Here is a 26,239-nt window from a genome sequence, read left to right on the forward strand (position 1 = left end):
TGGTGCGGATTACTTCGCGGGCCAGACGGGGAGCGACGCGCGGCCGGAGGTGGAGTTGTAGACCACGGCGAAGGAGCCGTACCAGGCCAGCAGTGCCGTGAGGATGCCGAACCAACCACCGAGCTGGTGGATGGCGGTGATCCCGGTGAACGCGCCGAGCGCGAGCAGGACGAAGGTGATCGACAGTGCGACGAAGACGATGAAGATCGAACCGTTGGTCTTCTTGGCGGCCACGGTCATGTAGACCGTGAAGATGGCCCAGGCGAGCAGGAAGGTGCCCATGCCGGAGGCGCCGGCCGCCACGTTCCCGCCGGTGCTCTCCAGGTACCAGAACGCCAGCCAGAACGCGCCGAACGAGGTGAACGCCGTGGCGCCGAAGGTGTTGCCGTTGCGCAGCTCCCAGATGCCGGCGATGACCTGGGCGATGCCGCCGTAGAACAGGGCGAGGCCGAGGACAGCGGCACTGGAGGGCACGATGCCGGTGTTGGACATGCTGAGCACGAACGTGGTGAGCGCGAACGCGCCGAGGCCCAGGGCGCCGGGATCGGCGAAGGCGCCGTGCGTTGCTGCGGGGGCGGAGGCTGCTGCGGGTGTTGAGGGTGCTGTGGCGGACGCCGCGGGGGCTTCCGGATTAGTCATATTAATCTGTGTCATTTGTTCCGAGATTATCAGCCGGGGCAGCGGACCAGCGGACGGGGATGGCGGACCGGCACGGCGGACGGCACTGTGCACAGGCCGCTGCGCCGCGAGTTCTGCACAGGTCGGCCCACCCGCACCGGCCGGTGCCCGGATCCGGCGCAGGGTGGGCGCATGGAAAAGACACTCGTGAAGACCCCGACCCCCCAGGATTTCCTCGCCCTCGTGCCCCAGCTGGTGGGCTTCGTGCCCGAACGCAGCCTGGTGCTCGTCGCGTTCCGCGGCAACCGTACCTGCGGTGCGCTGCGGTTCAACCTTCCACCCGGCGATGCCGGGTCCCAGGAGTTGCGCCGCATCGCCGGCACCCTGCTCGGCACGCTGTGCAAGATCCCCGGCGTCGACGCCCTCGTTCCGGTGGTGTACACCGTGGAGAGCATCGGCGAGCACCCGGCGACGGCCGCCGACCTGCCACACGGGTCGTTCCTGGCCGCGATCGGGCATCGCGCCGGTCAGTCCGGTTTCCTCGTGCGCGACGCCCTGTGCGTCGCCGCCGACGGTTGGGCGTCCTACCTGGAGGCAGACGGACCGCCCGGCCGCGGGCGGGACAGAAGCCTCAGGCATCCGCTGACGGACATCGCCGAGTCCAGCGTGAATGAAAAAATCCCGGCAGAAGCCCGCCGCGAGCTCGCCCAGCTGCACACCGGCGCCGCCCTGCCACGGGTCGACCTGGCTACCAGGGAACGCTGCGCGCGACGGCTCGCGCGGTACCAGCGCCTCGGCCCGGACATGGGGCCCATCCCCGAACTGATCGAGATGGTGGGTGACATGCTGGACCCGGTCGGAACGGCCGAGACCGTGCTGGGGCTGGACCCCGCCGACCTCAGCATCGACGAAGCCGCCGCCGTGCTGTTCCTCATGCAGGGCCCGGCGACCCGGGACCAGATGATGCTGCAGTTCGCGTTCGGTGAGGAGGAGGGGCGGCGCAGCTACGCGCTCAACCGGCACTACGCCCAACGGCAGCGGGAGACCGGGCTGAGCATGGACGACCTGGTCGCAGCTGACATGGCCGCCGGCCGGGAGTTCGAGGAATCAACGCCGACGACGGGCGACCTGATGCTGGGCCTGACCAGCACCCGGCCGGATCCGGAGCGCATCATCCGCGGCATCCGGCTGCTCAAGCTGCTCGTGGCAATGGCGCCGCGGTCCGCCCGGCCGGCGCCGCTGTGCATGCTGGCCTGGCTGAGCTGGGCGCTGGGCCAGGGGTCGGTTGCCGGCATCTACCTCGATACCGCGCGGGACATCGACGGCGACTACGGGATGACCCTGCTGCTGTTGCAGATGGTCGGCAGTGGGCACCTGCCGGAGTGGGCGTTCGCGGTACCGGACGACGCCACGGTCGTGCCATGAGAGTCAGGCAGCCGGCGCCTGGGCGATCCGGACCGTGTTACCGGACGGGTCGCGGAAGGCGCAATCCCTGGGACCCCAGGGCTGGTCGACCGGTTCCTGGAGCACCTCGGCGCCGGACGCCCGTACCTTCTCGAAGGTCGCGTCGACATCGTCGGACCGGAACACGAGCATCGGCAGGACCCCCTTGGTGAGGAGTTCCTGGAGAGCGTCGCCGTCGGCCGGCGAACGCCCGGCGTGCGGCTCCGACAGCACGATCTCGAGTCCGGGCTGGGCATCCGTGCCCAGCGTGACCCAGCGGTACCTGCCGGAGGGCACGTCGCTGATGACCTCGAGGCCGAGGGCGTCGCGGTAGAAGGCGATGGCTTCGTCGACGTCGTTGACGGTGATGTTGCAGTACTGGAGTGAGAGTGTCGTTGTCATACGCAGCAATCTAGGCCGCGGTCGGCTGGCGCGCTTCTTCGATCCTGCTCGAAGAGGTCCGCACCGGGCGGGTGCGCAACCGCGCCACACAGGCCGGCATCGCCGAGACCGCATCGTGGGTGCGGGCCCGGTAGGCGCGCGGGCTCTCGCCGACTATCTCGGTGAAGCGGGAGCTGAACGACCCCAGGGAGGTACAGCCCACCGTCATGCAGGCGTCCGTCACGCTCAGCCCGCCGCGGAGCAACGCCATCGCCCGCTCGATCCTACGGGTCATCAGGTAGCTGTAGGGCGTTTCACCGTACGCCGCCCGGAACCGGCGGGAGAAATGGGCAGGGGACATCAGCGCCCGGCGCGCCATGGTCGGAACGTCGAGCGGCTTCGCGTAGTCCCGGTCGATCAGGTCCCTGGCCCGGCGCAGGCAGGCCAGATTCTCAAGCTCCTGCGGAGTCATACGGCCACGATAGCGCCGGGGGATGCGGCCGGCTAGAGATGTTTCGGCGCCTCCGACAGCACGCCGTAGAGGATGTCGCCGATCTCGCGGATCTCCGCCGGCCCGATGGTCAAGGGCGGCGCGAGCTGCACAACGGGGTCGCCGCGGTCATCCGCCCGGCAGTACAGTCCGGCCTCGAAGAGGGCACCGGAGAGGTAGCCGCGCAGCAGCCGCTCGGACTCGTCGTCGCTGAACGTCTCCTTGGTGGCCTTGGCCTTGACCAGCTCGATGCCGAAGAAATAGCCCTCACCGCGCACATCGCCCACGATCGGCAGAGCGAGCAGCTTCTCCAGTTCGGCCCGGAACACCGGTGAGTTCTCCCGCACGTTCTCGTTGAGCTTTTCCTCGTCGAAGATATCGAGGTTCGCCAGCGCCACGGCCGCCGACACCGGGTGACCGCCGAAGGTATAGCCGTGATAAAACGCCGTGTCGCCGTGCTTGAACGGTTCGTAGATGCGGTCGCTGATGATGGTGGCGCCGATCGGGGAGTAGCCGCTGGTCATGCCCTTCGCACAGGTGATCATGTCCGGCTCGATGCCGAAGGTGGTCGACGCGAACATGTTGCCGATCCGGCCGAACGCCGTGATCACCTCGTCAGCCACCAGCAGCACGTCGTACTGATCGCAGATCTCACGCACCCGCTTGAAGTAGCCAGGAGGCGGCGGGAAGCAGCCGCCGGAGTTCTGCACCGGCTCCAGGAACACGGCGGCGACCGTCTCCGGCCCCTCGAACTGGATCATCTCCTCGATACGGTTCGCGGCCCACAGGCCGAACGCCTCCACGTCGTCGCCGTGGCCGGACCCCATCTCGTCCGCCCGGTAGAAGTTGGTGTTCGGCACCCGGAACCCGCCGGGGGTGACCGGCTCGAACATCTCCTTGAGCGCGGGGATGCCGGTGATGGCCAGGGCCCCCTGGGTGGTGCCGTGGTAGGCGACGGACCGGGAGATCACCTTGTGCTTGGTGGGCCGGCCCTGCAGCTTCCAGTAGTACTTCGCGAGCTTGAACGCTGTCTCGACGGCCTCGCCGCCGCCGGTGGAGAAGAACACCCGGTTGAGGTCGCCGGGAGCCTGCTCGGCCAGTCGGTCGGCGAGTTCGATGGCGCTCGGGTGCGCGTAGGACCAGAGCGGGAAGAACGCCAGCTCCTCGGCCTGCTTCGCCGCGGCCTGGGCGAGGCGCGTGCGGCCGTGGCCGGCATTCACGACGAACAGCCCGCTCAGGCCGTCGATGTAGCGTTTCCCGGTGGAGTCCCAGATGTGGTGACCGACGCCCTTGGTGATGATGGGAACGCCCGGGCCGGACTCCATCACGGACTGCCGCGCGAAGTGCATCCAGAGATGGTCCTTCGCCTTCTTCTGCAGGTCGGCGTTCTCGGCGTCGCTGTAGACCCGTGGGCCGGTCGTCTGCTCTGTCGTGGTCATCCCGGTCACCGTGTTCCCCAGTTGTACAACTGTTTGTGAAGTTTGAGATAGACGAAGGTCTCGGTGGATGAGACCCCCTCCAGCTTGCGGATCTGAGAATTCAGCAGGGCGATCAGCTCGTCGTCGTTCTCGCAGACCACCTCGGCGAGGATGTCGAAGGATCCGGCGGTGAGCACCACATAGTCGACGGCGGGGATCTCGGCCAGCTGGTCGGCCAGCACCCGGGTGTCGCCTGAGGCCCGGATGCCGATCATGGCCTGCCGGTAGAAACCCAGCTGCATCGGGTCGGTCACGGCGACGACCTGCATCACGCCGGCCTCGGTGAGTTTCTGCACCCGTTGGCGCACGGCGGCCTCGGACAGTCCGACCGCCTTGCCGATCTCCGCATAGGAGCGCCGACCGTCGACCTGCAATTGCTCGATGATCTTCTTGGACACCTCATCCAGTGGTGCCGGCTTGCCGGCACTGCTGCGTCCGCTGCTGTTCATCCCACGATTGTGGCAGTGAAGGTCCGGTGCGGCAAGTGAATCAGTCGTGAAACACGAGTTTCACAACGAATTACCACGGTGGATCTCTGGTCCCACGCACCTCGGAGAAGCTAGGCTGGCGCGCATGAGCGCGCTACGCAACTTCATCAACGGCGACCACGTCGAGTCCACCGGCGAGACCAGCATCGATCTCATCGACCCGGCCACAGAGCAGAGCTATGGCAGCAGCCCGGTGTCGTCCGCCGCCGATGTCGACAGCGCCTACCGGGCCGCCGCCGCGGCCTTCGAGGGCTGGGGTGAGTCCACCCCGGCCGAGCGCCAGCTGGCCCTGTTCCGCATCGCCGACGCCGTCGAGGCCCGGGCGGAGGAATTCGCCGACGCCGAATCCCTGGACACCGGCAAGCCGCGCGGGACACTCGTCGAGGACGAGATTCTGGTGTCGGTCGACCAGATCCGGTTCTTCGCCGGCGCCGCCCGCGTGCTCGAGGGGCGCAGCGGCGGTGAGTACATGAAGGACCACACCTCCTTCATCCGGCGCGAGCCGATCGGGGTCGTCGGCCAGGTCACGCCGTGGAACTACCCGCTCAACATGGCGGTCTGGAAGTTCGCCCCCGCGCTCGCCGCCGGCAACACCACCGTGCTCAAACCCTCCGACACGACCCCGAGCGCCACCCTGCTCCTCGCCGAGGTCGCCGCGGAATTCCTGCCGCCGGGGGTGCTCAACGTGGTGATGGGGGATCGCAGCACCGGAGCCGCGATGATCGACCACGCCACCCCGCAGCTGGTGTCGATCACCGGCTCCGTGCGCGCTGGGATGGAGGTGGCGAAAGCCGCCGCCACCGACCTCAAACGGGTGCACCTGGAGCTCGGCGGCAAGGCCCCGGTCATCGTCTTCGACGACGCCGACATCGCCCAGGCCGTCGAGGGTATCTCCGCCGCCGGCTTCTTCAACGCCGGCCAGGACTGCACCGCCGCCACCCGGGTGCTTGTGCAAGAGGGCATCCACGACGAATTCGTGGCGGCGCTGGCCGCCCACGCCGCCCAGAACGCCCGCACCGGGGCGCCCCGCGAGGACGGCATCCTGTTCGGCCCGGTCAACAACAGCAAGCAGCTCGCCCAGGTGACCGGGTTCATCGACCGGCTGCCCGACCACGCCGTGCTGGAGCTCGGCGGGCACCGGCAGGGCAGCACCGGCTACTTCCACGAGGCGACCGTGGTGAGCGGGCTTCGCCAAACGGATGAGGCCGTGCAGCGGGAGATCTTCGGTCCGGTGATCACCGTGCAGCGCTTCCAGGACGAGGCGCAGGCGCTGTCCTGGGCCAACGACGTACGGTACGGGCTGGCGTCGTCGGTGTGGACCAGCAACCACAGTCGGGCCATGCGGATGGCCAAGCGCCTCGATTTCGGTTGCGTGTGGATCAACACGCACATCCCGATCGTCGCGGAGATGCCGCACGGCGGGTTCAAGCACTCCGGCTACGGCAAGGACCTGTCGATGTACGGTTTCGAGGACTACACCCGCGTCAAGCACGTGATGAGCTACATCGGCTGAGCCCGACGGGCCTGATCGGCGGGGGACCCGCGGTACGGCGGGGGACAGCGGGGGCGGTAACCTGATCGAGATACTTCCAGCGGGCTGACTGTCGTTCGCTGCGTTGCCGCACGTTAGTCTTCGGAAGGCACCACCCGTGACCCAAATAGGTCAAGGCTCATCCAGCCACACGATCGCGCTCCCCGCGGTGAAGAAATCCGTCACCCTGGCCTGGGCCTCACTCACCGATGTCGGCCATCGCCGGGAAGTCAATGAAGACAGCCTGGTCGCCCGATCGCCCATCTTCGCGGTGGCCGACGGCATGGGCGGCCACTCCGCCGGCGACGTCGCCAGCAATGCCGTCGTCAGCAGGCTCGCGGAGGCCGCCGACAGTGCACGGGGAGCGGGCGGGACCGTCACCGCCGAGTCCATCAACACGGCCCTTGGCCTGGCCGTTTCCGACATGAAGTCCGGCGAGGGCGTCACCGACCTCGGCACCGGCACCACCGTCACGGGCGTCGCCCTGGCCATCGTCTCGGATGCGCCGCAACTGATCTCCTACAACATCGGCGATTCCCGGGTCTACCAGCTCACCAACGGGGTCCTCGAGCAGGTCACGATCGACCACTCCGTGGTGCAGGAACTCGTCGACGCCGGCCGGATCACCCGCGAAGAGGCCGACGTGCACCCGCACGGCAACGTCATCACCCGGGCCGTCGGGTTCCACGAACCGCCGGTACCCGACTACCGCATCCTGCCGCTGACGGCGGGCCTGCGCATCCTGGTCTGCTCCGACGGGCTCACCAAGGAACTGACCGCGTACGGCATCCGGCATTTCCTGATGTCCAACCCCCGGGCGGAGGACGCGGTGTCGGCGCTCGTGACCGCTGCCCTGGAGAACGGCGGACGCGACAACGTGACGGCGATCGTGCTCGACGTGCTGAGCGTCGACGACCTGGGCGTCGACGATCCGACCGGGCCGGCCGACGCCGGCGACACGGCCTGACGGGAGCGCCCTCGTTGACGCCGTTCGGTCGCTACGCTATGAGGACGACCGGGTGGGGCGGTTGCCAGGCGGCGGGCTGAGGGGAGCTGGCGGGAGCAGGAAGGGAATCAGCTTGTGAACTGCCAGATTTGCGGTGAACAAATGCCACGGGGCGCGATGTTCTGTGGTGCCTGCGGCAGCTCCCCGACCGCGACCCCCGCGTCTCGCAAGCGGGCCGATCCACGCCCCAGCGACACCACCATCATTCAACCCTTGCCGCCGAGATCCACCGTGATCTCTGTGCCGTACTGGCCGAACGGACCCATTCCCGTTGCGGCGCCGCCGGTCGAGATCCAGCCCGCGCGGTACACCCTGCAGTTCAGCACGGGGGAAACCGTGTCGGTGCGCGGCAGCGGCCTGATCGGGAGACGCCCGCTGCCCCAGCCCACCGAAACGTTCGACCACCTGATCCAGATCAATGACCTGGGCCGGTCGGTGTCGAAGAGCCACCTCGAATTCGGCCAGCACGACGGCGAGTTCTGGGTCAACGACCGTTTCTCCAGCAACGGCACCGTCGTGGTCCGGGCGCCGGCGCCCGTGGTGCGATGCGAACCGGGGCGCCGCTACCTGGTCACCCGCGGGTCGCGAGTCGAGATCGGCGACCAGTACTTCGAGCTGATGTAGCTCCTCCACAGCCACCGTCGCCGCGCTGTTTCGCACCGTCACCCGTCGTGCGCGACCACGCCGAGCAGCACGGTGTCTGCTGGACGCATGAGCATCATTCCCGAGCTGCCGCCCGCGACCTCCGCCATCCGGATGCCCGCCCATCCGTCCCCGCCCGGCCAGCCGGGGTTCCCGCTGCTGGCCTGCGTGGCGCCAGTGATCGCGGCCGGCCTGATCTGGTGGATCACGGGATCGGTCTTCGTACTGGTCTTCGCCGCGCTCAGCCCGGTGATCGCCGTGGCCGGGCTTCTCGACGGGCGCCGGTCTACGGCCCGGCAGCGACGCCGGGACGCGGCCGCCTATGCGGCGGCGGTGGCGGAGGCCGGCGACGCCGTCGACGAGCGACTGCGCCAGTTGCGCCGTGAGGCCTGGCGCACCGCGGCGTCTCCGCACCAGATCCTCGCCAGTCCGAATCACGCCCACCGCTGGGCCGACCCGGAATCCGTGGCCGTGGTGCTCGGGTCGGGAGACACCCCGAGCGGGCTGCGGCTGGACGGCGGCCAGGGGCGGCCGGAGCACACCGACCTGCTGGCCAGAGCGGTCGTGCTCGCCCGGTCCCCGATCATGGTGGACCCGGCTGGAGGGCTCGGTCTGGTCGGCCCGCCCCTCCTTGTCCGGGCGCTCGCCCGCAGCCTGGTCGTGCAACTGGCCGGCCAGTTCAGCCCCCAAGCACTGGGTGTGCGGGTGCCGGCCGTGGCCGGGTGGGAGTGGGCGTCGCAACTGCCGCATGCGGACCGGGGGACCCCTGGCCGGTGGCTCACCGTGGCCGAGGCCGGTTCACCGCTGCCGACTGGGTGGGTCAGCGGCGGCATCCGGCTCGCCCTGGCCGACACCGGCACCCGGCTGCCGCCCGGCCTGGCCACCATCGTCGCGGTACCCGGGGCGGCCCGGGCAGAAATCGTGCGGGCGCCGGGGCATCCGGCGGGCCTCGTGTTCGCCCCGCTCCTCATCGCGGAGCGGCAGACCGATGGCTTCGGCGCGCAGCTCGCCGCGGCCGCCGCGGCGGCGGGGCTGGAAACCGTCGCCGCCGCACTGCCCGATTCCGTCACGTTCGCGGCGGTCAGCGCCGAGGCGGGCGACGAACCGGACGGGCCCGTCACCCCCGGTAGCCTCGCCTGCGTGATCGGCTCCGGAGCGGACGGCCCGTTCACGGTTGACCTCGCGGTCGACGGGCCGCACGCCCTCGTCGGTGGCACGACCGGCAGTGGCAAGAGCGAACTGCTGGTCACCTGGGTGACGTCCCTCGCCGCCCGGTACCCACCGGACCAGGTCACTTTCCTGCTCGTGGACTTCAAGGGCGGCGCTGCCTTCGATACCGTCCGGGAGCTGCCGCACTGCGTCGGGCTGATCACCGACCTCGATGAGCGGGAGGCGCTCCGGGCGCTGGCCAGCCTGACCGCCGAACTCCGGCACCGGGAACGGGTGTTGCGCGACGCCGGTGCCCGCGACGTCACCGACCCGCCTGCCGCGGGCAGGCTGGCTCGTCTCGTGATCGTCGTCGACGAGTTCGCGACCATGCTCAGCGCCTTCCCGGCGCTGCACGCCGTGTTCGTGGACATCGCCGCGCGGGGACGGTCGCTCGGCGTGCACCTGGTGCTCTGCACCCAACGACCCGCGGGAGTGGTGCGAGACGCCCTGCTGGCCAATTGCAGCCTGCGGTTCTCGCTGCGGGTGAACAACCGCGCCGACAGCCAGGCGGTCATCGGCTCGGATGCCGCCGCCCAGGTGGACGCCGCCCTGCCCGGACGGTGCATCGTGCGCCGCGGAGCCGCCACGGTGCAACCCTGCCAGGTGGCCACGACCACGGCCGACGACGTGCGGGCGGTCGTGCGGTGTCGCCCCGTGGTCGCGCCGCCGCGTCGCCCCTGGCTCGACCCCCTCCCGGCCCGGGTGAGCGCGCGGAACCTGTCTCGCCTCGACCCGGGACCGCGCCCGCCTGGACTCCTGCTCGGGCTGCTGGATGAACCCGACCGGCAGCGGTACCGTGCCGTGGGCTACGACCCGGCGACCGACGGCCACCTGCTGGTGATCGGCGGGAGCGGGTCGGGCAAGTCGGCACTCCTGGCGACCCTCGCGGCAGGATCGTCACCCCCCGCTGAGCGTGTGCCCGCCGATGTGGAGACCACCTGGGATGCCCTCGTGCGGGCACGGCAGGAGCTCGACCGGCCGGACGTGCGCCCGGGCAGACGACTGCTGCTGCTCGACGATGTCGATGCGGTGCTGGCGCGCTGGGGGGAGGAACACCGGGCCGCGGCCATCGACCTGCTCACCGGGCTGCTCCGCGAGGGGGCCGCCGCGGGGCTGCACCTGGCGGTGACGGTGCAACGGCTCAGCGGGGCGTTGCAGTCCCTCTCCGCGCTCTGCCAGAGCCGGTTGGTGCTGCGGGTGCCGAACGTCTACGAACACCAGGCGGCGGGAGAGGCCGCGGCCGGCTACGACGAGACCCTGCCGCCGGGCGGCGGCCACTGGCGGGGCCGGCGCATCCAGCTGGTTCAGCCGGGGCCCCCGGACGGGACGGGCAGGATGGGGCCGGCACCGGACGTGCCGTCCGCCCTGGCCGCCGCGGCCCCCACCCTGATCGTGGTCGCCGGGTCGCCGGCGCGCACCATCGCGACCTTGCGCGCAGCGGGCACGCCCGGGTATCCGCACCTCATCGACCTCGGCGCACACGACGGCCACGGGCCGGGCGGACGGCTGGAAATCTCCGAGGTCGGCGCGGGCACGATGCTGGTCGGCGACGTCGACACCTGGCAAGCGCACTGGGCCGTGCTGGCGGGGCTGCGCCAGCGGACACCCCTGTTGTTCGACGGCTGCAGCATCGCCGACTTCCGCGCCATCACCCGTCGGCGCGACCTTCCACCGCCACTGGCTCCGGCCCGGTCCAGGGGGTGGCTGCTCGATTCGTCCGGCGCCGTGTGTCGGGTGACCGTGCCCTAGCGCGCGGCCCGGTTCAGGCCAACACCTCCGCAATGGTACGGAACCCGAGGGCGTGCGCGGTGGCGACCGGCGCGCTGACCAAGGTGCCGCCGTGCGTGTTCAGGCCGAGCGCCAGCGCGGGGTCGGCGCGGAGCGCGTCGGCCCACCCGTGGGCGGCGATCGCCCGCACATAGGGCAGGGTGGCGTTCGTGAGGGCGTAGGTGGATGTGCTCGGAACGGCGCCCGGCATGTTGGCCACGCAATAGAACAACGACCCGTGCACCGTGAAGGTGGGTTCGGTGTGGGTGGTGGGATGGGTGTCGGCGAAGCAGCCGCCCTGGTCGACGGCGATGTCCACGAGCACGCTGCCCGGCTTCATCCGGGAGACGAGTTCGTTGCTGACCAGCTTGGGTGCCTTGGCCCCGGGGATCAGCACCGAACCGATCACCAGGTCCGACTGCACGAGGGCGGTGTCGATCTCGAACGCGTTGGACGCGATGGTCTTCACCCGCCCGTAGTACTGCGCGTCGAGCTCGCGCAACCGGAACAGGTTGGTGTCGAGCACGGTCACCTCGGCGCCGAGGCCGACGGCCACCTGCATCGCGGCGGTGCCGGCGACGCCGCCGCCGAGCACGGTGACCCGGGCGGGATGGGTGCCCGGTACGCCGGGAACCAGCAGGCCGGGGCCGCCGTTCGGCTTGAGCATGGCGTTCGCGCCCACGATCGGGGCCAGCCGCCCGGCCACCTCACTCATCGGGGCCAGCAGAGGCAGGGCCCGGTTGGGCAGCTGCACGGTCTCGTACGCAATCGCGGTGACGCCGGCCGCGAGGAGCGCGTGGGTGAGACCGGCCTCCGCGGCCAGGTGCAGGTAGGTGAACAGCACGAGATCGTCCCGGAAATACCCGTACTCACTCGGCACGGGCTCCTTCACCTTGAGCAGCAGTTCGGCGGCGGCCCACGTGGAGGCGGCATCCGGCATGATCGTGGCGCCGGCGGCCCGGTACTGGTCGTCGGTGATGGTGGAACCGGTGCCCGCCCCGCTCTGGATCAGCACCTCATGGCCGTGCAGGACCAGGTCGTGCACGCCGGCCGGGGTGATCGCCACCCGGAACTCGTTGTTCTTGATCTCGGACGGGACTGCAACTCGCATGACGCTCCTGAGCCTGAAGGGGGACTGCCGGGATGGGGACAGCCTGAGAGGGATCCCGTTGTGGGGGATGACCCGGATGGACAGCCTACTGCGGCCGTTTTACCGATTCCGAATGCGCTGACCCGGTGACAACGACGATATCGGTTGAAAATTGCGGGAATGTTAACGTTTTGATCATTTCATGGCGCGAAAGGCTCCGTCTGTGTCAGTATCGGTCCACTCGTCACGCAGCGGACCGGGCGATCTGAGACTGCCCTGGCCGCTGAGAATGCAAGGAGACCGCCCATGGCGCCCAGGCCGTTGCCCAGAGACCCGATGATCCAGCAGCTCATCCGCCAGGCCCGTCAGGCGCAGATGGGGCGGCGCACCCTGCTCACCGGCGCCGGTGCCGGAGCGGCGGCGCTGGCGCTCGCCGCGTGCTCGACCGGCAGCGCGGCCCAGCCGACCGCCGCGGCCGACAAGTCCGGCAGCGACAAGACACTGCGCTGGGACAACTGGGCGCTGTACATCGACGTGGACGACGCGGGGGACTACCCGACGCTGGAGGCCTTCACCGCGGCGACCGGAATCAAGGTGGAGTACACCGAGGCGGTTGACGACAACAACACCTACTACGGCAAGGTCAAGGACCAACTGGCCCTGGGCAAGGACATCGGCGCGGACGCCGTATGCCTCACCGACTGGATGGTGGGCCGGCTGGCCCGGTTCGGCTACCTGCAGGAGCTCGACCACGCCAACATCCCCAACCTGGCCAACTTGCTGCCCACCCTGAAGGACGTGGACTTTGACCCCGGCCGCGCACTGTCGGTGCCGTGGCAGGGCGGCCTGACCGGGATCTGCTGGGACAAGGAGCAGTTCCCCGACGGCATCAGCGCCGTGGAGGAGCTGTGGAGCAACCCCGACCTCAAGGGCCGGGTCGGCGTGCTGTCGGAGATGCGCGACACCATGGGCCTGATCATGCTCGACCAGGGTGTCGACATCGCCGGCGACTGGGGGGACGACGAGTTCACCGCCGCGATCGACGATCTGAAGAAGCAGGTCAGCGACGGCCAGGTGCGCAACATCAAGGGCAACTCGTACAAGGAGGACCTCGTCAACGGCGACACCCTCGCGGCGATCGTCTGGTCCGGCGACATCGTGCAGCTCAACGCCGAGAACGGCGACAAGTGGGGCTTCGCGGTGCCGGAGAAGGGCGGAACCATCTGGAACGACAACTTCGTGGTGCCGATCGGTTCGGCGCACAAGGCCAACGTCGAGGCCCTGATCGACTACTACTACGACCCGGCCGTGGCAGCCGAAGTCGCCGCGTACGTGAACTACATCACCCCGGTCGCCGGCGCGAAGGAGGCGGCCATGGAGATCGACCCCGAGCTCGCCGAGAACCCGCTGATCTTCCCCGACGACGCCACCCTCGCCAAGGCGAAGGTGTTCCGCACCCTCACCGGCGCCGAGGAGCAGACCTACGGGGCGCAGTTCCAGAGCATCCTGCTGGGGGCCTGACCCGATGGGCACGGGAGCGTTCGCCGACCGGGGCGCCGACCTCGAACTCGTCGGCATCCAGAAGAGGTTCCCCGGCTTCACCGCCATCGAACACCTCGACCTGGTCATTCCCGCCGGCTCGTTCTTCGCCCTGCTCGGCCCGTCCGGCTGCGGCAAGACCACCACCCTCCGGCTCGTTGCCGGGCTGGAGGACCCCAGTGACGGGCGTATCCTGATCGGCGGCCAGGACGTCACCACCCAGAAGGCCCACCAACGGCCGGTGAACACGGTCTTCCAGAGCTACGCCCTGTTCCCGCATATGACGGTGCTCGAGAACGTGGCCTTCGGGCTGCGCCGCCGCAAGATCGCGGATGCGCACGGGAAGGCGCATGAGGCGCTGCGGCTGGTCGAACTCGACCACCTGGCCGCCCGCAAGCCCGTGCAGCTCTCCGGCGGCCAGCAGCAACGTGTTGCCCTGGCCCGCGCCATCGTCAACCGGCCGGCCCTGCTGCTGCTCGACGAGCCGCTCGGCGCGCTCGACCTCAAGCTGCGCCGGCAGATGCAACTCGAACTCAAGACCATCCAGGAGGAGGTCGGCCTCACCTTCCTGCACGTCACCCACGACCAGGAAGAGGCCATGACCATGGCCGACACCATCGCGGTGATGAACAAGGGTCGCATCGAACAGCTCGGCACCCCGGAGCAACTCTACGAACTGCCCAGGACCGCGTTCGTGGCCAACTTCCTCGGCCAGTCCAACCTGTTCACCGGTCCCGTGCTGGGGGAGACGAGCACGTCCATCGCCGTCGATGTGGCCGGGCGCAGCATCGTCGTGCCCAAGGCCAGGTCGCACCGGCATGCCGGCGACGTCACCATCGGGGTGCGCCCGGAGAAGCTGACCCTGCACCGGGACATGCCGGTGCCGGACTCCGCCCACAACGTGATGGGCCCGGGCCGGGTGACGGATGTCTCGTTCACCGGGGTGAGCACCCAATACCTGGTCGCGGTGCCCGGCGTCGGCACCCTGGTGGTGTTCGAGCAGAACCGCGCCTTCGGGCCGGTCGAGGGCGAGGGCGATGAGGTCTGGGTGACCTGGAACATCGAGCACGGCTTCGGCCTGGACGACGACCCTGCCGCGGGGGACCCGAAATTCGTCGCGGACACGACCACGAAGAGCCTCGCGGCCCAACGCCGCGCCGCCCTCGTCACGGAGCTCGAGGAGGCCTAGGAATGGCCTTCGCCGCGTTCTCCACCACGGCGGCACCGCCGACCGATGCGCCGCCGCGCCGCCGCAGCAAGGTGGCGCTGCTCCTCCTGCTTCCCGGCATCCTCTACCTGGTGCTGTTCTTCCTCGCCCCGCTGGTGTCGCTCATCCTCACCTCGCTGCAGGCGCCGAGCGAATTCGGCGACATCGGCCAGTACAGCTACGCGTTCCGCTGGGAGAACTACGTCGAGGTGATCGGGCAGTACTGGCCGCACATCCTGCGCTCGTTCGGTTACGCGCTCATCGCCACGGTGCTCGCGCTGGCGTTCAGCTACCCGCTGGCGTACTTCATCGGTGTCACCGCCCGGCGCTGGCCGCTCCTGCAGAGCCTGATGCTGGTGCTGGTGATCGCGCCGTTCTTCATCAGCTTCCTGCTGCGCACCCTGGCCTGGAAGCAGCTCCTCTCCGATGAGTCGTTCCTGGTCACGTCGCTGAAAGCGGTGTCGCTGCTGGCCCCCGACGCGCACCTGACCGGCACCGCGTTCTCGGTGATCTTCGGCCTCACCTACAACTTCATCCCGTTCATGACCCTGCCGCTCTACACGACGCTGGAGCGGCTTGACCTGCGGTACCTCGAGGCCGGCAACGACCTCTACGGCAGCCCGTTCCACGTGTTCCGCACCGTCACCATCCCGCTGTCGATGCCGGGCATCGTGGCGGGCACGCTGCTCACCTTCATCCCGGCGGCCGGCGACTACATCAACGCCAGCCGGGACTTCCTGGGCGGCGCCGACACCCAGATGATCGGAAACGTGATCGAGGCGAACTTCCTGGTGCTGCTGAACTACCCGGCGGCGGCGTCCCTGTCGCTGATTCTGATGACCGTGATCCTCGTGATTGTCGGCGTCTACGTCAAGAGAAGCGGAACGGAGGAACTGCTGTGAAGCACCTCTCCCTGGGCCGGTGGCTGCTGCCGCTGTACGCCGCGCTCGCGCTGATCTTCCTGATGGTGCCGATCGTGTACACCTTCATCTTCTCGTTCAACGATTCGCAGAAGTCGAACATCACCTGGCGCGGGTTCACCCTGGACAAGTGGTTGAACGTGTGCGCCGTGCAGAACGGCGCGGTGTGCGAGGCATTCGGCAACAGCCTCATCATCGGCGTCGTCGCCACGGTGATCGCCACCACGCTCGGGACGATGATCGCGATCGCCCTGGTGCGCTACCGGTTCAGGTTCCGCTCCGCCACCAGCCTGCTGCTGTTCCTGCCGATGGCCACGCCGGAGGTCGTGCTCGGTGCCGGGCTCGCCGCGCAATTCCTGTCGCTCGGGGTGCCCAAGGACATGGTCACGATCATCCTGGCGCACACGATGTTCTGCATCAGCTTCGTGGTGGTGACGGTGAAGGCCCGGGTCGCGGGCCTCGACCCGGCGCTCGAGGAGGCCGGCCGTGACCTGTACGGGTCTCCGGCGCAGGTGTTCGCGCGGGTCACCTTCCCGCTGCTGTTGCCGGGCATCCTCGCGGCGGCGCTGCTGTCGTTCGCGCTGAGCTTCGACGACTTCATCATCACGAACTTCAACTCCGGCGCCGTCACCACCTTCCCGAAGTACATCTACATCTCGGCGTCGCGCGGCATCCCCGCGGAGGCGAATGTGATCGCCTCCGCGGTGTTCATCCTCGCGTTGGTGATCGTGGTCACCGCCCAGGTCTCCGCCACCGCGCGGGCCAAACGGCAGGCCCGCCTCGGTTAGTGCCGCTTGTCGTCGGCGGGCGGGGATGCCGCGTCCGTCGGGGCCAGGTCGTCGTCACCATCGGCGGCGGGCCGGGTGAACGGTACAGTGCCGAGTACCTCGGAGGACCGGCGCACCGGTCCGAGCGTGCGTTGACGCAACGGGTCACGGCGGAGGTCCACGTACAGCGACACGCACAGGCCGATGATGATGAGCACGAACGGGGTCGCCGCCAGGATCGTGAAGGTCTGCAGCGCGCCAAGGCCGCCCACGAACAGGAGCACCGCGGCGACGGCGCCGGTGAGGATCGCCCAGAAGATCACCAGTGGCTTCCACGGCTCCTTGCGGCCGCGACTCGACAGCGTGCCGAGGACCAGGGCGCCGGCATCCGCCCCGCTGACGAAGAACACCGCGGTGAGCACCATCACCACCAGCGCGGAGCCGATGAAGAACGGGTACTGCTGCAGGGCGGCGAAGAACCCGGCCGCCTCGCTGCCGGTTCCGGCGATGTCGATACCGCCCAGCTGCAGGTGCAGGCCGGCCCCGCCGAACACCACGAACCAGAGGACACTGACCGCGGTGGGCACCAGCAGCACGCCGAGGACGAACTCACGGATGGTGCGGCCACGGGAGATCCGGGCGATGAAGGTACCGACGAACGGGGTCCAGGAGATCCACCACGCCCAGTAGAAGATCGTCCAGCTGGCCAGCCAGTCCCCGCCGCCGAACACGGCGGAGTGGAAGCTCATCGGCACGAGGTCGGCCAGGTAGGCGCCGACGGCGGACGGCAGCAGGTTGAGGATGAACACGGTCGGGCCGACCACGAAGACGAACACCACGAGCACCCCGGACAACACCATGTTGGTGTTGCTGAGCCACTTGATGCCCTTGGCAAGCCCGCTCGCGGCGGAGAATACGACGCCCACCGTGAGCACGCAGATGATGATGATCGGCAGGGCCGTGCCCGGGTCGTCGGCGAACTCCCCGGTCGTCAGCAGCGAGAACCCCGCGGCGATCTGCAGCGCGCCCAGCCCGAGCGACGTCGCCGAGCCGAACTTGGTGCAGATGATCGCCAGGATGTCGATCGGCTTGCCCCAGCCCTTGTTCACGATGCGGTCCCGGCCGAAGATGGCCTGGAACGGGGAGCTCATCAGGTTGCCGCGGCCCATCCGGTAGGTCGAGTAGGCCAGGGCCAGGCCGACAACGGCGTAGATCGCCCACGGGTGCAGGCCCCAGTGGAAGAAGGTGTACGCCATGGCTGCGTTGGCGGCCTCCGGGCTGTTCGGCTCAGCGTCGACGAACGGCGGCGGTGAGGCCAGGTGGGTCACCGGCTCGAAGACGCCGTAGAACATCAGCCCGATGCCCATGCCGGCGCTGAACATCATCGACACCCAGGACAGCGTCGAGAACTCGGTCTTCTCGCCCTCGCGGGAGAGCGGAATGCTGCCGTACCGGCCGAACGCCAGCACCAGCGCGAAGATCACGAAGCCGGAGGCCCCCAGGATGAACAGCCAGCCCAAATTGCTGGTGACCCAGCCGAGGGCGGCCGACGCGGCGTCGCCCACGGCGTCGGTGAACAGCACGCCGAGGAGGCAGACCACCAGGATGATGCCGGCGGAGACGCCGAAGACGGTTTTGTCGACCGTTGCCCAGCCCGTCCGGGCGGGTTCGTCGACCGCGTCCCCGAGCGCGGAGTCGATGTCGTCGTCGGATAAGCCTCTGGACATGGTGCTCCTCGCCGACCGAATCAAGCTCCGGCCAACTTCAATTGTGCACAATCAGTGTCGAAATGGCGAAAGTACCAGCCCGCGGTCTGGCTCAACGCTACGCGGAATCAGGGGACATTACTATAGTTGCCGTCATGGCTGAACTCGATGAATCCGGATTTGCTGGGCCCGCGTTGTATACCGGTCGGGGTGATTCCGGGCGCACCACCTTCGGGCGGCACGGCGAGGTGGCCAAGACCGACGTGCGGGTGGCGGCCTACGAGGAGTGCGACGAGGCCAACGCGGCGGTGAGCGTGGTGATGGCCGTCGGCAACCTTCCGATCGGGATCACGTCCACCCTGGCGAGCGTGCAGAACGACCTGTTCGACCTGGTCGCCGACCTCGCCGTGCCGCTGGACGCTCCCGAACCGGCGACCGCCCGCATCCGGGAATCGCACCTGATCCGGCTGGAACGGGCGGTGGACCACTTCGAGCCGGACGCCGCGGACCTCAGCGGCCTCGTGCTTCCCGGCGGCACCGTCGCCGCCTCACTGCTCTACCAGGCTCGCGCCGTGGTGCGGCGTGCCGAACGCGCCGTCTGGGTCGCCGTGGAGGCGCACCCGACGACGGTCAGCCCCTGGTGCGCCAGGTACCTGAACCGGTTGTCCACGCTCTTGTTCGTGCTCGCCCGCGGCGCCAACGCGGAGCACGGCGACGTGCAATGGGTGCCGGAGGCGTCGGCGCTGGCCATGGCGCAGGAAGACAGCGGCGACACCACCCCGACGGCGCCAGAGGGCGTTTAGACGTAGCTGGCGCGGATCTGGCCGATCGGCTTGCCGCCGCCGAGCACGGTGAGCTTCAGCTCAGGGATGAGCGCGTCGACGTCGCCGCGGGCGACAGCGCCGGCATCCGCCAGCAGGCTCAGCGCCACGATGGTGGCGGCCCGCAGGTTGCCGTCCAGGATCTTGAGCGCCACCGTGGTGCCGTTCTCGGCCGAGGCCACCATGATGCCCTCCGCGCCACCCTTCATGAACAGGCCCAGGCGTTCGATCGCGATCGAGTCGGGCAGGCCGGGGCCGGCGATGGCCCAACCGTTCTCGCGCACCGCCTCGGCCAGGAAGCCGGCCTCGCGGTAGATCGCGAACGGTGAGCTGGACTTCGAGGTGGCGATCCGGGCGATGCCGCGAGCCAGCGCGGTCAGCGACAGCGCGTGCACCGGGGCGCCGCAGCCGTCGACGCCACTGGCAGCGGGCCGTTCGCCGGTGAACCGTTCCACGACGTCGAGGATGCGCTTCTGCAGCGGGTGCTCGGGGTCGAGGTACCCGTTGGTGACCCAGTGGTTCTGCACGCACGCCACGAGCATCGCCGCGTGCTTGCCGGAGCAGTCCGAGTAGATCGGGGCGGGCCCGTTACCCTGGCGCACCAGGTGGTCCCGGGTGGCGGAGTCGCCGGGCCAGGTGGGCGTGCAGCCCAGGTCGGCTTCGGAGAGGCCGGCCCGGGCCAGCAGCCCACGCACCAGGTCGGTGTGCTTCTGGGTGCCGGAGTGGCTCGACGTCGCGATCGCGGCATCCTCCCCGCGCAGCACCACACCGCTGGCCATGACCGCGATGGCCTGGAACGGTTTCATCGACGACCGCGGGAACACCGGGGCGGTGACGTCGCCGAGGGCGCGCAGCACGGCCCCGTCGCCGCTGAGCACCACGGCGGCACCGGCATGTCGGGATTCGATGAAGCCGGAGCGTTCCACGACGGCCAGCTCGACGGAGTCGTTGACCTCGATGGTTCCCGCGGTGGAGGGAACTGCCGCACCGAATGCGGCTGGAGTCGACGTCGCCACGGTTACAGTGCCGCCATCGCGTCGTCGATGACCGACAGGGCGTCGGCCAGCAGCGCATCAGTCACGGCCAGGCTCGGCAGGAACCGCAGCACGTTGCCGTAGGTGCCGGCGGTGAGCAGCAGCACGCCGTGCTGCGCCGCGTAGGCGGCGATCGACGTGACCGCGGCGGCGTTGGGCACCTTCGCGGTGTCCTTGGTGCCGGACTCGACCAGTTCGATCGCGATCATGGCACCCCGACCGCGGATGTCGCCGATGATGTCGTACTTCTCGGCCAACGCGGTGAGGCCGGCCACGAGGGTCTTCTCGATGCGGGCCCCCTCGTCGAGCAGGTTATTGTGCTCGATGGCCTCGAACACGGCGATCGCGGCGGCGCAGGCGACCGGGTTGCCGCCGAAGGTGCCGCCGAGCCCGCCGGGCTGGGAGGCATCGAGGATCTCGGCGCGGCCGGTGACGGCGGCCAGCGGCATGCCGCCGGCGATGCCCTTGGCCACGAGCACGAGGTCGGGTTCCCAGCCGAAGTGCTCGCTGGCGAAGTACTTGCCGGTGCGGGCCATGCCGCTCTGGATCTCGTCGGCGATCATCACGACGCCGTTGGCGGTGCACCATTCCTGCAGCAGGACCAGATAGCCCTCGGCGGGAACCATGAAACCGCCCTCGCCCTGGATGGGCTCGACGACGAGGCAGGCCAGGTCGCTGGCGCCGATGACCTTCTCGAGGTACGCGATGGTGCGGGCCGCGGCCTGCTCCCCGGTGAGGCCGTCGTGATACGGGTACGAGTTGGGGGCGTGGTAGACGTCGCTGGCCAGCGGTCCGTAGCCGGTGGCGTAGGGGGCGGCCTTGTAGTTCATCGCCATGGTGAGCACAGTGCGGCCGTGGTAGGCGTGGTCGAGCACGGCCACGGCACGGCGGCCGGTGTACTTGCGGGCGATCTTCACGCCGTTCTCCACGGCCTCCGCACCCGAGTTGATCAGCACGGTCTTCTTCGCGAAGCTGCCCGGCGTGTGTGCGGCGAGCAGCTCGGCCACCCGCACGTATTCCTCGTACGGGGTGATGGTGAACAGGGTGTGCACGAAGTCGCCCAGCTGCCCGGTCGCGGCGGCCACGACGCTGGTCTCGGAGTGACCGACGGTGGTGACGCCGATGCCCGCGCCCAGGTCGATGAACTGGTTGTCGTCGATGTCCACCACGATGGCGCCGCTGGCCTTGGCGATGTACACCGGCAGGGCGGAGCTGACGCCGCTGGACACGGCGGCCAGGCGTCGCTCGTGCATCGCCTTCGAGCGCGGCCCCGGGATGGCCGTCACAATCCGTCGTTCCTGGGTCACCGTGTACACCGGGGACGAGGGGGCGGAGGCGGCTGCGGAATCAGTCAACGTGTCAGTCATGATCGGGCCAGTTTACCGCCCGGCTGATCGAGCGCCCGGGCGATTCCCTGCGAGAATTGACAGTAAGCGTGAAACCCGAAGGAGACACCATGATCGGCGCACATCATTACGCGGTGCAGATCCAGTGGACCGGGAACCGGGGGACCGGCACCAGCACCTACCGCGCGTACGGGCGGGACCACATCCTGACCTCGCCGGGCAAGCACCAGATCCTCGGATCGGCCGACCGGGCGTTCCACGGCGACGTTGATCGCTGGAATCCGGAGGAGCTGCTGTTGTCGGCCCTCGCCCAGTGCCACATGCTCTCCTACCTGCACGTGGCCATGAAGCACGGGGTGATCGTCCTCGGCTACACCGACGACGCCATCGGCACCATGGCGCAGACCGCGGATGGTGGTGGCCACTTCACCGCCGCGACCCTGCGTCCCCGGGTCACCATCGCCGACCCCGCCCAGGTGGAGCTGGCCCAGGCGTTGCACGCGGAGGCATCCAAGGCCTGCTTCATCGCCGCGTCGGTGAACTTTCCGATCGGTCACGAACCCGTCACCCACGTGGCCGAACCGGCGTCGCTGCTCTAACCCGGAAGCGTTCGCCGGTCGAGCCCGTCGAGGCCCGGTGGCGTTAAACCGCGAAAGCGGCCCCGTGGTTGCCTCCGTACGGGGAGGTGACCACTGGACCGCTTTCGCGGGGTTGCTGCCTACTTCTGGGTGGCAGCGAACAGCGTGAAGGCCTCTTCGAGCACCGAGGCGGCGTCGTCGATGAGGGCTTCGGAGATGACCACAGACGGCATGATCCGCAGCACGGAGTCCCAGCTGCCGGCATCCAGGGCGATGACGCCGTTGGTGGTGGCGTGCTTCAGCACGAACGCCAGCGCCTCCGGGAATGGCTTCTTGGTGCCGGGGTGCACGAGTTCAACGCCGAACATGGCGCCCTTGCCGCGCACGTCGCCTACGATGTCGAACGTGTCGGCCCAGTCGCCGATGCGGGCCCAGAGGGCCTTCTCCACCCGCTGGGCCTCGCCCAGCAGGTTGTCTCGCTCGATGATGTCGAATACCGCCAGGGCTGCCGCGGTCGAAACCGGGTTGCCACCGAAGGTTCCGCCGATGCCGCCGGGCTGCACGGCATCCATGATCTCGGCGCGGCCGGTGACGGCGGCCAGCGGGAACCCGCCGGCGATGCCCTTGGCCGTGGTGACCAGGTCGGGCACGACACCGTGGTGCTCGATGCCGTACCAAGCGCCGGTGCGGGCGATGCCGGCCTGGATCTCGTCGGAGACGAACACGATGCCGTTCTCGGTGCAGAACTCGCTCAGGCGCTTGAAGTAGCCGGGGGCGGGGATGACGATGCCGCCGTCGCCCTGGATCGGCTCGACGAAGAATGCCGCGATCTCGGTGGCGCCGATGTGGGTCTGGATGTAGTCGATGGTCTTCTCGGCTGCTTCCTCGCCGGACAGGCCGTCCTGGTAGGGGTAGCTGGTGGGCACGCTGTAGATCTCACCGGGGAACGGGCCCATGCCCGCGCGCTCCGGCCACGGGCGGTAGGTCATCGCCATGGTGAGATTGGTGCGGCCGTGGAAGGCGTGGTCCAGGCTCACGATGGCGCGACGGCCGGTGTACTTGCGGGCGATCTTGACCGCGTTCTCCACTGCTTCGGCTCCGGTGTTCACCAGGATGGAGTGCTTCTCGAAGTCGCCGGGGGTGATCTCGGCGAGCTTCTCGGCGACGCGCACGTAGTTCTCATACGGCGTGACGGTGAAGAGCGTGTGGGTGAGCTTGCCGGCCTGCTCGGCGGCCGCCGCGGCGACCTCGGGGTGGGCGTGGCCGATGGTGGTCACGCCGATGCCGCAACCGAGGTCGATGATCTGGTTGCCGTCGACGTCGACGAGGATCGCTCCAGCGCCGTGGTCCATGTAGATGTTGACGAGGGTTCCGGCGCCACGAGACACGGCGCGCACGCGTCGTTCCTGCAGCGCGATTGACCGTGGGCCCGGGAGGGCGGTGACGAGCTTGCGCTCCTGGCTGACCGAGAAGGAAGAAGACATGCCCCCCAGCTTACGGAGGTCGGCTGGGTGGGGGCCGCAGCCTCGCCCGCGGCACGGCCGCTGTTGCGGGGCTCAGACCCTCGTGGCCGCAGTCCGGCCACGGCATGCGCGAGACTGGGCCCATGCCGGATCTCACTTTGCGCGGCGGCGTCGGCAGCCAGGTTTCGGCCGAGATCGACGTGAAGCGATCCCGTTTCCTCTGCCGCCTGGTCAGGGTCGACACCGAGGCGGCGGCGCGCACCGTCATCGATGACGCGCGCTCGGAACACTTTGCCGCACGCCACCACTGTTCGGCCTTCGTGGTCGGGCCGAGCGATACGCCGGATCAGGTGCGCCGGTCGAACGACGACGGCGAGCCATCCGGAACCGCGGGTCGCCCGATGCTGGAGGCGCTCACCGGGCGCGGTCTCGTCGATTGTGTGGCCGTCGTCACCCGCTATTTCGGCGGCACGCTCCTGGGCGCCGGCGGTCTCGTGCGCGCCTACTCGGAGGCCGTGCTCACCACGATCGACCTGGCCCAGTCCCGCGGGCTGCTCGTGACGCGCGAACGCCGCGAGCTGTTCCGCCTCGCACTGTCCCACGCGGATGCCGGTCGCATCGAGGCCGAGTTGCGCCAGCGCGGGGTGCTCATCCTGGGCACCAGCTACGCAAACGAGGCCCTGCTGGATATTGCCGGCGACGATGCCGAGTGGCTCGGCGCGATCGTCGCCCAGGTGACCGCCGGGTCCCGGGAACTCGAGGCGCTCGGGCACGAATGGGTGGACGGCGAGCGTTGACCACGGGCCGCCCCGTCGGACGGGCTGCTTGACTTCAGCGAGAAGTAAGTGTTCAATCAGTCACATGACGCATTCGGCAGACACCAGCACCGGCCCGCGGTCGACGGCGGATGCCCAGCGCGTTCGGATCATCGCTCGCGCCGTGGAGGTCTTCGCGCGCGCCGGCTACCAATCCACCCCGGTGGCGGAGGTCGCCGCGGCCGCCGATGTCTCGCCGGCGTACGTGTTCCGGCTCTTCGACGGCAAGCTCGGACTCTTCGTCGCCGCGGTCGATGACTGCTACGAGCAGGTCGCCGCCGCGCTGGTCGCCGGCGCCACAGGCGCCACTGCCACCGATTCACCGGCCAAACTCGACGCGATGACCACGGCGTACGTCGACCTCATCCGCGACCGCACCCTGATCGCCCTCCAGGTGCACGCGCAGAGTGCGTGTGACGTGCCGGAGATCCGCGATGCGGTTCGCCGCGGGCTGGCCACCGTGGTGCGTGCAGTCGCGCGCGAGTCCGGCGCCGACGATGACTCGATCCAGCGCTTCCTCGCCTATGGCCAGCTCTGCCACCTCGTGGTGCAGGCGGGTCTCGACGAGGTGGATGCGACGTGGGCGCGACTCGTCGACCACGGCATTCAGCACCACCCGGTCACCAGCTGACCGACCCTCTCGGAGAGGGCCCGAGACGCGGGCTTTCTTTTGTGCCCAAATAAGTGACTGTTCAGTCACACACAACAGAATGGATACCTGATGACGAGCATCGCAACACCCCCCGCCGGTCTCCAGACCACCCGCATCGTGCTCCCCGGTCTCGTCGAGGCTGCCGGCCTGCAGGTCACGACAGTGCCGGTGGCCGCCCCCGGTCCCGGGCAGCTGCTGGTGAAGGTCGAGGCGACCGGGATCTCCTTCGCCGAGCAGTCGATGCGAAAGGGCCGGTACCCCGGCCAGCCCGCGTTTCCCTTCACCCCGGGCTACGACCTCGTCGGCCGGGTGGTCACTGCCGGCCGGTCGGTAGACGCCGCTCTGGTCGGCACCAGGGTCGCGACCATGACCAAGACCGGCGCCTGGACCGGATACGCCGTCGTCGAGGCCCGTGACAGCATCCGCGTGCCCGACGGCATAAGCCCCGACGAGGCCGAGACGGTAGTCGTGAACGGGGTGACCGCGTGGCAGATGCTGCATCGCGCCGCACGGGTCAAGCCGGGTCAGACGATCCTGCTCTTCGGTGCCAACAGCGGCGTTGGTGGCATCCTCATCCAGCTGGCCGCCCAGCACGGCGTGCGCGTGATCGGAGCGGCGTCGCCGCGCCATCACGATGCCCTGCGCGCCGCCGGCGTCTCCCCGGTCGACTACGCCGACCCCGACCTGGCCGCTCGGGTGCGTGAGATCGCCCCCGGCGGGGTCGACGCGGTCTTCGACAACGTCGGCGGCGACATCACCCGCACCGGATTCGCCCTGCTCGCTGCCGGCGGCACAATCGTGACATTCTCCATCATCCAGGCCGCCGCCGGAACGGGATCCCTCGTGATCCCGTTCGCGAAGGCGTTGGGCCAGGCGCTGCTCTGGTCCGCGCTCCCGAACGGGAAGCGGGCCACGTTCTACGACCTCTGGGCAGGCCACACGCTGCGACCGGCCCGGTTCCGCCGTCACCTCGAACACGACCTCACCGCGGTGCTCACCCTGCTGAAGGAGGGAACGATCACCGCCAACATCGCGGCCCGCTTCCCGCTGACCGACGTGGTCGCCGCTCTGGAGCTGGCGGAGTCCCGCACCCTCAACGGCAAGGTCATCCTGCTGCCCTGAGCACCCCCACCCGCAGGCTCGGCGCCGCCTCGATTGTCATCCGGATCGGGTGACGCCGGGCGGCGCCGATGTTGCAAAGGTGGGCGGAGTCGGCCGGGTCAGATGATGAGGCTGGTGAGGCGAGGA

Annotated in this window: 24 protein-coding genes; 14 read left to right on the forward strand and 10 right to left on the reverse strand. The window is 69.2% G+C overall.

Annotation, left to right across the window (positions count from 1 at the left end; genetic code table 11):
- Positions 1 to 9 precede the first annotated feature (9 nt).
- Positions 10 to 639, reverse strand: a complete 630-nt coding sequence (locus ACU5E9_RS18210) for an acetate uptake transporter (RefSeq protein WP_456811298.1) — start codon at positions 637 to 639, stop codon at positions 10 to 12.
- Positions 640 to 810: 171 nt separating this feature from the next.
- Between ACU5E9_RS18210 and ACU5E9_RS18215 the strand changes: the two genes are divergently transcribed.
- Positions 811 to 2,043: a DUF4192 family protein gene (locus ACU5E9_RS18215; protein ID WP_456811299.1), complete on the forward strand. Its 1,233-nt coding sequence runs from the start codon at positions 811 to 813 to the stop codon at positions 2,041 to 2,043.
- A gap of 3 nt (positions 2,044 to 2,046) precedes the next feature.
- On the opposite strand, the gene ACU5E9_RS18220 is transcribed toward ACU5E9_RS18215, so the two are convergent.
- From ACU5E9_RS18220 to ACU5E9_RS18235, 4 genes are read right to left on the reverse strand one after another with little or no spacing between them, the layout of a single operon-like run.
- Complete coding sequence (locus ACU5E9_RS18220) at positions 2,047 to 2,463, reverse strand: VOC family protein (protein WP_456811300.1); 417 nt, start codon at positions 2,461 to 2,463, stop codon at positions 2,047 to 2,049.
- 10 nt (positions 2,464 to 2,473) lie between these two features.
- Positions 2,474 to 2,914, reverse strand: a complete 441-nt coding sequence (locus ACU5E9_RS18225; RefSeq protein ID WP_456811301.1) for a helix-turn-helix transcriptional regulator — start codon at positions 2,912 to 2,914, stop codon at positions 2,474 to 2,476.
- Positions 2,915 to 2,946: 32 nt separating this feature from the next.
- On the reverse strand, positions 2,947 to 4,371 hold the full coding sequence (locus tag ACU5E9_RS18230) for an aspartate aminotransferase family protein (RefSeq protein WP_456811302.1): 1,425 nt from the start codon (positions 4,369 to 4,371) through the stop codon (positions 2,947 to 2,949).
- A 5-nt stretch (positions 4,372 to 4,376) separates the two neighbouring features.
- On the reverse strand, positions 4,377 to 4,859 hold the full coding sequence (locus ACU5E9_RS18235; protein WP_456811303.1) for an Lrp/AsnC family transcriptional regulator: 483 nt from the start codon (positions 4,857 to 4,859) through the stop codon (positions 4,377 to 4,379).
- A gap of 124 nt (positions 4,860 to 4,983) precedes the next feature.
- Here ACU5E9_RS18235 and ACU5E9_RS18240 point away from each other — a divergent pair, with 124 nt between their 5' ends.
- The 4 genes from ACU5E9_RS18240 to ACU5E9_RS18255 all read left to right on the forward strand — a co-directional run bounded on the left by ACU5E9_RS18240 (position 4,984) and on the right by ACU5E9_RS18255 (position 11,035).
- Positions 4,984 to 6,411 carry a gamma-aminobutyraldehyde dehydrogenase gene (locus tag ACU5E9_RS18240; RefSeq protein WP_456811304.1) on the forward strand — a complete coding sequence of 476 codons (1,428 nt, stop codon included), beginning with the start codon at positions 4,984 to 4,986 and terminating at the stop codon, positions 6,409 to 6,411.
- Positions 6,412 to 6,547: 136 nt separating this feature from the next.
- Entirely contained in the window at positions 6,548 to 7,396 is an 849-nt protein-coding gene (locus ACU5E9_RS18245) for a PP2C family protein-serine/threonine phosphatase (RefSeq protein WP_456811305.1), read from the forward strand.
- 252 nt (positions 7,397 to 7,648) lie between these two features.
- Entirely contained in the window at positions 7,649 to 8,059 is a 411-nt protein-coding gene (locus ACU5E9_RS18250; RefSeq protein ID WP_456811306.1) for an FHA domain-containing protein, read from the forward strand.
- 87 nt (positions 8,060 to 8,146) lie between these two features.
- A complete protein-coding gene (locus tag ACU5E9_RS18255; RefSeq protein ID WP_456811307.1) occupies positions 8,147 to 11,035 on the forward strand; it encodes an FtsK/SpoIIIE domain-containing protein in 2,889 nt (962 codons plus the stop codon).
- Between the two features lie 13 nt (positions 11,036 to 11,048).
- Here the strand turns inward: ACU5E9_RS18255 and ald are convergent, their stop codons facing one another.
- Entirely contained in the window at positions 11,049 to 12,164 is a 1,116-nt protein-coding gene (gene ald / locus ACU5E9_RS18260; protein WP_456811308.1) for an alanine dehydrogenase, read from the reverse strand.
- A gap of 285 nt (positions 12,165 to 12,449) precedes the next feature.
- On the opposite strand from ald, the gene ACU5E9_RS18265 reads away from it, so the two are divergent.
- The 4 genes from ACU5E9_RS18265 to ACU5E9_RS18280 are packed head-to-tail and all read left to right on the forward strand — an operon-like array spanning position 12,450 to position 16,597.
- Positions 12,450 to 13,664 (forward strand): ABC transporter substrate-binding protein, encoded by a 1,215-nt coding sequence (locus tag ACU5E9_RS18265; RefSeq protein ID WP_456811309.1) that lies wholly within the window; start codon positions 12,450 to 12,452, stop codon positions 13,662 to 13,664.
- 4 nt (positions 13,665 to 13,668) lie between these two features.
- Positions 13,669 to 14,871, forward strand: a complete 1,203-nt coding sequence (locus tag ACU5E9_RS18270) for an ABC transporter ATP-binding protein (RefSeq protein ID WP_456811310.1) — start codon at positions 13,669 to 13,671, stop codon at positions 14,869 to 14,871.
- Positions 14,872 to 14,873: 2 nt separating this feature from the next.
- Entirely contained in the window at positions 14,874 to 15,791 is a 918-nt protein-coding gene (locus ACU5E9_RS18275) for an ABC transporter permease (RefSeq protein WP_456811311.1), read from the forward strand.
- Positions 15,788 to 16,597, forward strand: a complete 810-nt coding sequence (locus ACU5E9_RS18280) for an ABC transporter permease (RefSeq protein ID WP_456811312.1) — start codon at positions 15,788 to 15,790, stop codon at positions 16,595 to 16,597. The genes ACU5E9_RS18275 and ACU5E9_RS18280 overlap by 4 nt, the downstream gene beginning before the upstream one ends.
- Here the strand turns inward: ACU5E9_RS18280 and ACU5E9_RS18285 are convergent.
- A complete protein-coding gene (locus tag ACU5E9_RS18285) occupies positions 16,594 to 18,303 on the reverse strand; it encodes a BCCT family transporter (RefSeq protein WP_456811313.1) in 1,710 nt (569 codons plus the stop codon). The genes ACU5E9_RS18280 and ACU5E9_RS18285 overlap by 4 nt on opposite strands.
- Positions 18,304 to 18,437: 134 nt before the next feature.
- Between ACU5E9_RS18285 and ACU5E9_RS18290 the strand changes: the two genes are divergently transcribed.
- On the forward strand, positions 18,438 to 19,085 hold the full coding sequence (locus ACU5E9_RS18290; RefSeq protein ID WP_456811314.1) for a cob(I)yrinic acid a,c-diamide adenosyltransferase: 648 nt from the start codon (positions 18,438 to 18,440) through the stop codon (positions 19,083 to 19,085).
- Here the strand turns inward: ACU5E9_RS18290 and ACU5E9_RS18295 are convergent.
- The gene (locus ACU5E9_RS18295; protein WP_456811315.1) at positions 19,082 to 20,119 is read right to left on the reverse strand and encodes an asparaginase; all 1,038 of its coding nucleotides are present in this window, start codon (positions 20,117 to 20,119) and stop codon (positions 19,082 to 19,084) included. The two genes, ACU5E9_RS18290 and ACU5E9_RS18295, sit on opposite strands and share 4 nt — an antisense overlap.
- Positions 20,120 to 20,121: 2 nt before the next feature.
- On the reverse strand, positions 20,122 to 21,504 hold the full coding sequence (gene gabT / locus ACU5E9_RS18300) for a 4-aminobutyrate--2-oxoglutarate transaminase (RefSeq protein WP_456811316.1): 1,383 nt from the start codon (positions 21,502 to 21,504) through the stop codon (positions 20,122 to 20,124).
- 89 nt (positions 21,505 to 21,593) lie between these two features.
- Between gabT and ACU5E9_RS18305 the strand changes: the two genes are divergently transcribed.
- Positions 21,594 to 22,082, forward strand: coding sequence for an OsmC family protein (locus ACU5E9_RS18305; RefSeq protein WP_456811317.1), 489 nt, complete (start codon positions 21,594 to 21,596; stop codon positions 22,080 to 22,082).
- Positions 22,083 to 22,201: 119 nt separating this feature from the next.
- Here ACU5E9_RS18305 and ACU5E9_RS18310 read toward each other — a convergent pair whose 3' ends face one another.
- Positions 22,202 to 23,545: an aminotransferase class III-fold pyridoxal phosphate-dependent enzyme gene (locus tag ACU5E9_RS18310; protein ID WP_456811318.1), complete on the reverse strand. Its 1,344-nt coding sequence runs from the start codon at positions 23,543 to 23,545 to the stop codon at positions 22,202 to 22,204.
- Positions 23,546 to 23,667: 122 nt separating this feature from the next.
- Here ACU5E9_RS18310 and ACU5E9_RS18315 point away from each other — a divergent pair, with 122 nt between their 5' ends.
- The 3 genes from ACU5E9_RS18315 (at position 23,668) to ACU5E9_RS18325 (ending at position 26,113) form a co-directional block, all read left to right on the forward strand.
- Positions 23,668 to 24,321: an IMPACT family protein gene (locus tag ACU5E9_RS18315; protein ID WP_456811319.1), complete on the forward strand. Its 654-nt coding sequence runs from the start codon at positions 23,668 to 23,670 to the stop codon at positions 24,319 to 24,321.
- A 64-nt stretch (positions 24,322 to 24,385) separates the two neighbouring features.
- Positions 24,386 to 24,970, forward strand: a complete 585-nt coding sequence (locus ACU5E9_RS18320; RefSeq protein WP_456811320.1) for a TetR/AcrR family transcriptional regulator — start codon at positions 24,386 to 24,388, stop codon at positions 24,968 to 24,970.
- Between the two features lie 90 nt (positions 24,971 to 25,060).
- Positions 25,061 to 26,113, forward strand: a complete 1,053-nt coding sequence (locus tag ACU5E9_RS18325; RefSeq protein WP_456811321.1) for a medium chain dehydrogenase/reductase family protein — start codon at positions 25,061 to 25,063, stop codon at positions 26,111 to 26,113.
- Positions 26,114 to 26,239 lie beyond the last annotated feature (126 nt).

Source organism: Cryobacterium sp. AP23, from assembly GCF_054075385.1.

Coding starts and splice junctions, on each gene's coding strand:
- ACU5E9_RS18225 (WP_456811301.1), bottom strand. CDS start 2,914: ATGACTCCGCAGGAGCTTGAGAATCTGGCCTGCCTGCGCCGGGCCAGG.
- ACU5E9_RS18285 (WP_456811313.1), bottom strand. CDS start 18,303: ATGTCCAGAGGCTTATCCGACGACGACATCGACTCCGCGCTCGGGGAC.
- ACU5E9_RS18275 (WP_456811311.1), top strand. CDS start 14,874: ATGGCCTTCGCCGCGTTCTCCACCACGGCGGCACCGCCGACCGATGCG.
- ACU5E9_RS18240 (WP_456811304.1), top strand. CDS start 4,984: ATGAGCGCGCTACGCAACTTCATCAACGGCGACCACGTCGAGTCCACC.
- ACU5E9_RS18325 (WP_456811321.1), top strand. CDS start 25,061: ATGACGAGCATCGCAACACCCCCCGCCGGTCTCCAGACCACCCGCATC.
- ald (WP_456811308.1), bottom strand. CDS start 12,164: ATGCGAGTTGCAGTCCCGTCCGAGATCAAGAACAACGAGTTCCGGGTG.
- ACU5E9_RS18315 (WP_456811319.1), top strand. CDS start 23,668: ATGCCGGATCTCACTTTGCGCGGCGGCGTCGGCAGCCAGGTTTCGGCC.
- ACU5E9_RS18220 (WP_456811300.1), bottom strand. CDS start 2,463: ATGACAACGACACTCTCACTCCAGTACTGCAACATCACCGTCAACGAC.
- ACU5E9_RS18230 (WP_456811302.1), bottom strand. CDS start 4,371: ATGACCACGACAGAGCAGACGACCGGCCCACGGGTCTACAGCGACGCC.
- ACU5E9_RS18310 (WP_456811318.1), bottom strand. CDS start 23,545: ATGTCTTCTTCCTTCTCGGTCAGCCAGGAGCGCAAGCTCGTCACCGCC.
- ACU5E9_RS18235 (WP_456811303.1), bottom strand. CDS start 4,859: ATGAACAGCAGCGGACGCAGCAGTGCCGGCAAGCCGGCACCACTGGAT.
- ACU5E9_RS18305 (WP_456811317.1), top strand. CDS start 21,594: ATGATCGGCGCACATCATTACGCGGTGCAGATCCAGTGGACCGGGAAC.
- ACU5E9_RS18215 (WP_456811299.1), top strand. CDS start 811: ATGGAAAAGACACTCGTGAAGACCCCGACCCCCCAGGATTTCCTCGCC.
- ACU5E9_RS18265 (WP_456811309.1), top strand. CDS start 12,450: ATGGCGCCCAGGCCGTTGCCCAGAGACCCGATGATCCAGCAGCTCATC.
- ACU5E9_RS18255 (WP_456811307.1), top strand. CDS start 8,147: ATGAGCATCATTCCCGAGCTGCCGCCCGCGACCTCCGCCATCCGGATG.
- ACU5E9_RS18320 (WP_456811320.1), top strand. CDS start 24,386: ATGACGCATTCGGCAGACACCAGCACCGGCCCGCGGTCGACGGCGGAT.
- ACU5E9_RS18290 (WP_456811314.1), top strand. CDS start 18,438: ATGGCTGAACTCGATGAATCCGGATTTGCTGGGCCCGCGTTGTATACC.
- gabT (WP_456811316.1), bottom strand. CDS start 21,504: ATGACTGACACGTTGACTGATTCCGCAGCCGCCTCCGCCCCCTCGTCC.
- ACU5E9_RS18270 (WP_456811310.1), top strand. CDS start 13,669: ATGGGCACGGGAGCGTTCGCCGACCGGGGCGCCGACCTCGAACTCGTC.
- ACU5E9_RS18210 (WP_456811298.1), bottom strand. CDS start 639: ATGACTAATCCGGAAGCCCCCGCGGCGTCCGCCACAGCACCCTCAACA.